Genomic DNA, 6,265 nt, shown 5'->3' with positions numbered 1-6,265 from the left:
TCGTAAACGGCAATCATTCCAGTCTTTTTGTTTGTGTACTTCACTATCGACATCTTTCATCCAACCTCCTTAACTGTACTTGGTACTATTTATTATATATCATACCAATATTTATGTCAATACGTGTATTGGTATTATTTAGTTATATAGTACCATTATTTTCCACAAACTTTCAATCAGAAATTAGTGCAAAATGCAGAGAGGCCGTAACCCCAGACATAATCTGAGTTTACGACCTCTTGCATCAATCAGCACTTATATATTTTTAGTCAATCATTAGACCGTGAATAGTAACCCCAGGTCTTCATATAAAAATGAAGTCCTGAGGTTTTCAATTTGAGTTATTACTTTGAAATTTTCTGATCTTTTCCCTTGATGCCCTTGGACTTAAGAATCTTCTGATAATCCTTAAGCTTCTTCTTGGGAACCTTTACCTTTGCATTAGGATGGATGCCCTTGAAAGCACTTCCGCCTACACTCTTCTTTGTAAGTGCAGTTGTCTTGATCTTGACACTCTTAAGATTCTTACATTTGTAAAATGCCTTGCTGCCTATTTTCTCAATATTCTTTCCTATTGTGATCTTCTTGAGTTTCTTGTTGCCTTTGAAAGCACCGGCTGCAATCTCTGTTACCTTGTATTCCTTGTTATCAACCGTTATGGATTCCGGAACTGTAGCGCTTGTTGCTGTGTCAGATTCAGGCTTTGCATATGTAACAGTCTGTTTTCCGTTTTCTGTTGATGTAATGGTGTAGGATGCACCGCCGTCTGCTACAATATCACCAACCTTGTGTGCCTCTGCTGCAGGGTCTGCAACAGTAGGAGCCTTGGATTCATCTGACTTGGAATCCCCTGATGAATCAACTTCCGTGATATTAAATTTACCCTTTAGTGTTGTAATATCATAATTTTTATTATCGCCATGAAGGATAACAAAAATATCATATTCGCCGGGATTTTCTCCCTCTGTTCTCTTCAGTTCATATGCAAGTTCGTTCTCGGCACTTTTAGGTGTTACTACAGCCGTCAGCTTCGGATCCTTTTCACCAAATTTCTTGCTCTTATCTTCAGCCTTAATCTCTGCTTCGGCCTTACTTATAAATGCTGTTGTTTCAGTCTGACTTCCGGATGATGTCAGCTCATAATTATTTCCACTTGCCCCCGTAAAAATAATATCAGATATTAACACAGTCTTTTTAAGGTCAGATGCATGTTTGTTAGTAAATTTTCCTGTGGCGGTGACGGATACATTATCGCCGCTTAATACACCATCAATTACTACACCACTGTAATCGAGTTCTGCAATGTTAGTTCCATCATAAACCTTATTCTTGCCTGTAATTCCAGTCACCTTTACCGGCTTTTTCTCTATAATGAGTGTTTTTCTGATTTCATTTCCTGCGTAAACACCTTTTCCTTTCACAATCGCCGTATATTCTCCGGCATTGATCGGGTGTACAGTTACACCATCCTTCATGAAAGATACGGTGTAATCAGTACCATTATTATATCCGGTTACCGAAACCGCACTGCTTTTATCAGTTTTGTCATAAACCAGATTCCCTTTAACAATGACTTTGTCGTCGGGAATTTCAGCAACAACTATTCCTTTCTTGTCAGAATTCAATTTAATAGTACAGCCCTTATCACTAAAAAATGCATTAAGGTCATTTTCATTAAGTTTACCGTAATTATAAGTACTTGCTGCCTCTGCAAATATTTCATGTTGATCCGATGTTACGCCAATTTTTCCTGTCAAATGTCCTGTGACAGTAATCATCGTAGCGCGATATTCATATCCTCCAAATTCTTCATCTTCTTTGTCCGGAACAAGATATACATTTTGTGAAGTCCCATCTTTAGTATTTCCATAAACACGAGAATTCCCAGAAACATTAAAATAAGAAAATTCACCCACATATACACCACCACCTTGGTTATCACTGATAACACCGCCATTCATGGTTAATTTACTAAATTCAAGAAGTACACCCATTCCCGTATTATCACTGATGCTTCCACCATTCATAATGATGTCACCATGTTTTATTCCTACATAATTGTTGGTTATAGTTCCACCATTCATCGTAAACGATCCATAAACAAAAACACCGCTTTCACCACAGTGTGTAATCTTTCCTCCCCCTTTGGTATCATTCAATATCAAATTACCTTTAACAATTATGCCATAACCATATGCATAACTAATGCTAGCACCATCAATTTTATGCCCATACAAATCCAAATAAACAGTTGTATCATCATAAACTTCCGCATTACCATTATATCCTGATTTACTAATATCAGCACCCAGCCTTATATATATTGTTTCGTCCTTTTTTCCTTTATATAAAGTATTACTTAAATCTTTATATGTATCTACTACGTAAGGACTGCTTTTTGTCCCACTACCTGTTACACTTGCAGATACTCCAATCGGTATAAATAGAGCAGCTGCAAATGCCACAAAGCTCATTAATACGAACTTTTCAATAATACTTTTTAGTTTCTTCATGTTTTTCCCCTTCCTTACTACATTTTTTACATAATAAATACGCACCTTAAGAAAACACTTTCCTAAGATGCGAAACTGTACCCATAAAAATCTATGAAATTGCCTGTTACGACATTTCTGTCCGTTAAAACTATTCTTTGCTTAATAATGGTATTCAATTTTGAAATCCCCCCACAGGTTTCTTATGCCATCTGACTGATGGACACAAAATAACAATATAATTATACACGAAAAGGCTGCTGTATAAACTACGGAATATGCACAGCTTAATGCATACTCCGTACTTGACAAACTACATTTTTTTAGTATTCATAATCGCTGACCCAGTCTTCAGACATAAAAACTGTCCTTCGAACTAATAAATCAGATAAATTCTAAGAGCTATCCCTTTCATAAATCTTCAACAAATAAAAACCTTGCAACCCCAGTAAATTTCTATACTTGACGGTGTATGTACTTTTGAGTCAGCGGCTGATTCTTTGACTAAAATATTCCTGTATGTTCTTAAAATCTGCTCAGAACAGGAGGAAAGTATGTCAAAAGTTGTACCAAGGATCAATGATGCAGACAGGGAAAAGATCGCACTTGGAATTGTCAGGAAGCAGCCACTAAAAAAGATAGCTGCCCTGCTGGGAAGGCACCTTACTTCCATAACCAATGAGATCAGGAAACAGATAAATATACAGTAGAGCTAGTTCGTGATGACGAATTCATTGGACTTCTGAATATTAAAAAAATATTCTGCGACTACTATTATCCTTCTTATTTCACAAGCGAAAAATACTTAAAGCTGCCAACTTTGCTGGATAGAGTTAAGCTTAGCGTAGAAGGATGAACACTCAAGCTAAAAGCCTGGTCAGAAACACTCTTTGTAGTCTGTGAATTCTGTCCAGGCTTTTATGACACCAGCGTGCCTTCTACTTCCACGTTGCACTTTACAGTAAGTATCAACGCTTTTGCTATCTTATATACAGAAAACAGTATTCCAAATGAATATCCAAAAATAACCAGCGCTATAAGCAGTACTTCTTTCACTTTCCTCTATCCTTCGACTTTTCAGCCAATAATTTCTGATGAATATAAGCATACAGCAATCAACGATATGCATGTAGACTCAAAAGTGCAAATTATAAGACTGTATTTACCTGCAGCAATGCAGACGTGCAGATACGATTATCCTTTTCATCACCCTTTTCTCTTATCAATTCCCCTACTCTTCTAACGGATCCGCCGCCTATAAACGAGCGTATCCTGCATCCAATGATTATTTTTGCATTTCAATAATTTCATTGAGAATTTTTCCATGTGGTGTCAAATATATAATTACCATTGAGAATTTTTCCTTTTAATGATAAAATTCTCAGTAGAAATTAAAATTAAGGAGTGCTGCCATGATCAAACGCGAAAAGTATATCGCCCCAATAAGAAGTTTCTATGACAATGACCTTATTAAGATCATTACAGGAGTAAGAAGATGCGGCAAATCAGAGATATTAAAGCAGATAAAAGCTGAAATCGCTGAAAAGTCTGCTAATATCATCTATCTCAATTTTGAAGACCGTATCGTAACAGAGCAGATCCAGGAATGGCAGGACATCGTTACACACGTTGAAGACAACCGGAAGGATGGGTTCTGCTATGTATTTCTTGATGAAGTACAGGAAATAGATGGATGGCAGAATGCCTGCAAGACCTTGCGTTTAAGGGATTGCTCAGTATTCATTGCCGGCTCAAATTCCAAACTTCTTTCGAAGGAATTTACAAAAGAACTGTCGGGAAGATATGTTGCTTTCAGAATCCGCCCGTTCATATATAAGGAAATCCTTGAATATGCAAAAGAACTTGGTCGTGAGGTACCCATCTCCGATTACCTCATTTGGGGTGGTTTCCCCAAAAGGCTTGAATTCCAAGGTGAAGAAGAACTCAGGATATATCTCAACGATCTTGATAAAACCATCGTGGAAAATGACATCATAAACAGATATAAGATACAAAAGTCCAATGAATTCCGCAAAGTCACAAGCTTTGTTCTGATATCCAACTCACGCATTTATTCGGCGAAAGCCATTGCCGATTACATGAAAGGAAACAATAACCAGTGCAGCAGTAACACAGTGCAGAAGTGGATTTTCTATCTGAGTGAGGCATATATCATAGATCAGGCAGACCGGTATTCAAAAAAAGCAAAGAAAGTCCTTGAAAACAGCCATAAGCTGTACAACTGTGACGTTGCCCTTAACTCTATCAGGTGCCCAAATAATCGCTATGACATCACTCACAATATGGAAAACATCGTGTATAACGAGCTGATATACATGGGTTACAAAGTAAGTGTCTATGACAACAATGGCAGGGAGATTGACTTCCTTGCTGAAAATGGCAATTACAGGTACTTCATCCAGGTTGCTTACAGTGTTGCCGAAGATAAAGCATATCAGCGCGAAATGTCTGCCTTTAGTGGGCTTAGCCAGATAGATACAAAAATCCTTATCACCAACGATGACATTGATTATTCAACAAGTAACGTCAAACACATAAAATTTAAGGATTTCCTGTTAATGGAAAACCTTGAGAAATAACGAATAAATTTCACCCACCAGAATCAACCCATGAAACTGATGAATGGTGAAACGCAGTATGCTTAAGGCAACTACGATATATATCATTATGATTGCAGGGAGGAATGTATGTGATGAAAAAGGGATTTGTTAAACAGCGGATAATAATGCAATTTTTACTTTTACTGACAATGTCATGCTTTATTTTTTGCAGGCATAATGTATCAGCTGCCTCAGCAAAGGATAGGATAATATCAAATTCCAACAAGGTTGTAGTAATCCGGACATCTTATGCTACTGGCGGATTTAATGACGGTTGGGGCGGAGTCATGGATGCTGTACCCAATAAGGATTCAGATGTATATGAGTTATATGATGTTGTTATCTGGGACGATCGCATTAGTCTATATAAATTTCCGGGAAACATCGATGATGCCAGCGATGAATTTTTCAAAAATCATCCTGAATACGATACAAGAAACAACAAGGAATATGAAAAAGGCTGGCGTGCTTTCAGAGAGGAATGCTGCCTTGATACGCATATGGTAAAAAGCTCTGAAGCAAGTCCGGGCACTAATAGTAAAAAAAGACTTTCCGCGTACAAATCATTCTTTAAAAAGATAAAGGAACGGACATCCAATAGCAGCAGCTATGTCATAAAATATTCAGGACATGGCCGTGATGAAATGTTCTGTGGGAATCTCAACAGAAATGACACTATAAATATATTAAAGTTCAGTAAAAAGCTATTTGGTAAAAAGTTTTCAATTATCGATTACGGAACAAATTGTAAGTCCGGAAAGACTTCTGTACTAAAAATGTACCAGGACTATACTGACTACATGATTGTGAACCAGTTGGACTGTGGTGGTTTTGAGTATGATGATGACAAGGATTGTAAGATATACGATCAGGTAGATACTGATATGGTATATGACAAAATGTTTGGCTCTTCAGGGGTAATGGTGGGTGAAAAATGCCATCATCCCCAGCATTTATGCTGATCTTGCGCCTCGAGGTTTTCTGTTAGGAAGTGGAATCCTCAAATCCGAGCATACTAAGTAGACCATATCGAGCATGTTTTGGATATTGCGAAAACCATATGCCTTGCGGACAATCAGTTTGATTTTGTTATTAGTAGCCTCAATTCGTGCATTGCTCATACCCAGCCGTATTGCATTGAGTATGTGATCC

General features: G+C 37.5%; 5 protein-coding genes and 1 pseudogene. 3 read left to right on the top strand and 3 right to left on the bottom strand.

Annotated elements, in window-relative coordinates:
• Positions 1–344 precede the first annotated feature (344 nt).
• On the bottom strand, positions 345–2,513 hold the full coding sequence (locus BLR42_RS24320) for a YDG domain-containing protein (protein WP_091873643.1): 2,169 nt from the start codon (positions 2,511–2,513) through the stop codon (positions 345–347).
• Between the two features lie 533 nt (positions 2,514–3,046).
• Here BLR42_RS24320 and BLR42_RS24315 point away from each other — a divergent pair.
• Positions 3,047–3,202 (top strand): helix-turn-helix domain-containing protein, encoded by a 156-nt coding sequence (locus BLR42_RS24315; protein ID WP_091873641.1) that lies wholly within the window; start codon positions 3,047–3,049, stop codon positions 3,200–3,202.
• A 208-nt stretch (positions 3,203–3,410) separates the two neighbouring features.
• Here the strand turns inward: BLR42_RS24315 and BLR42_RS24310 are convergent, their stop codons facing one another.
• Positions 3,411–3,548 (bottom strand): hypothetical protein, encoded by a 138-nt coding sequence (locus BLR42_RS24310; RefSeq protein WP_170832934.1) that lies wholly within the window; start codon positions 3,546–3,548, stop codon positions 3,411–3,413.
• Between the two features lie 356 nt (positions 3,549–3,904).
• On the opposite strand from BLR42_RS24310, the gene BLR42_RS24305 reads away from it, so the two are divergent.
• Together BLR42_RS24305 and BLR42_RS24300 are read left to right on the top strand one after the other, a co-directional pair.
• Complete coding sequence (locus tag BLR42_RS24305) at positions 3,905–5,092, top strand: ATP-binding protein (protein WP_091873640.1); 1,188 nt, start codon at positions 3,905–3,907, stop codon at positions 5,090–5,092.
• Between the two features lie 110 nt (positions 5,093–5,202).
• Positions 5,203–6,075 carry a hypothetical protein gene (locus tag BLR42_RS24300; RefSeq protein ID WP_139165245.1) on the top strand — a complete coding sequence of 291 codons (873 nt, stop codon included), beginning with the start codon at positions 5,203–5,205 and terminating at the stop codon, positions 6,073–6,075.
• A 75-nt stretch (positions 6,076–6,150) separates the two neighbouring features.
• Here the strand turns inward: BLR42_RS24300 and BLR42_RS24295 are convergent.
• Positions 6,151–6,265: pseudogene (locus BLR42_RS24295) on the bottom strand (transposase); the annotation flags it as partial.

The sequence above is a fragment of the Butyrivibrio sp. INlla16 genome, assembly GCF_900104155.1.
Taxonomy (GTDB): Bacteria; Bacillota; Clostridia; order Lachnospirales; family Lachnospiraceae; genus Butyrivibrio.
The sequence above is the reverse complement of the archived record's forward strand: the minus strand, read 5'-3'. Positions and strand labels throughout refer to the sequence as shown.

What these genes read in the sequence shown, in the direction of transcription:
- BLR42_RS24320 (WP_091873643.1), bottom strand. Translation starts at nt 2,513, where the DNA reads ATGAAGAAACTAAAAAGTATTATTGAAAAGTTCGTATTAATGAGCTTT.
- BLR42_RS24315 (WP_091873641.1), top strand. Translation starts at nt 3,047, where the DNA reads ATGTCAAAAGTTGTACCAAGGATCAATGATGCAGACAGGGAAAAGATC.
- BLR42_RS24305 (WP_091873640.1), top strand. Translation starts at nt 3,905, where the DNA reads ATGATCAAACGCGAAAAGTATATCGCCCCAATAAGAAGTTTCTATGAC.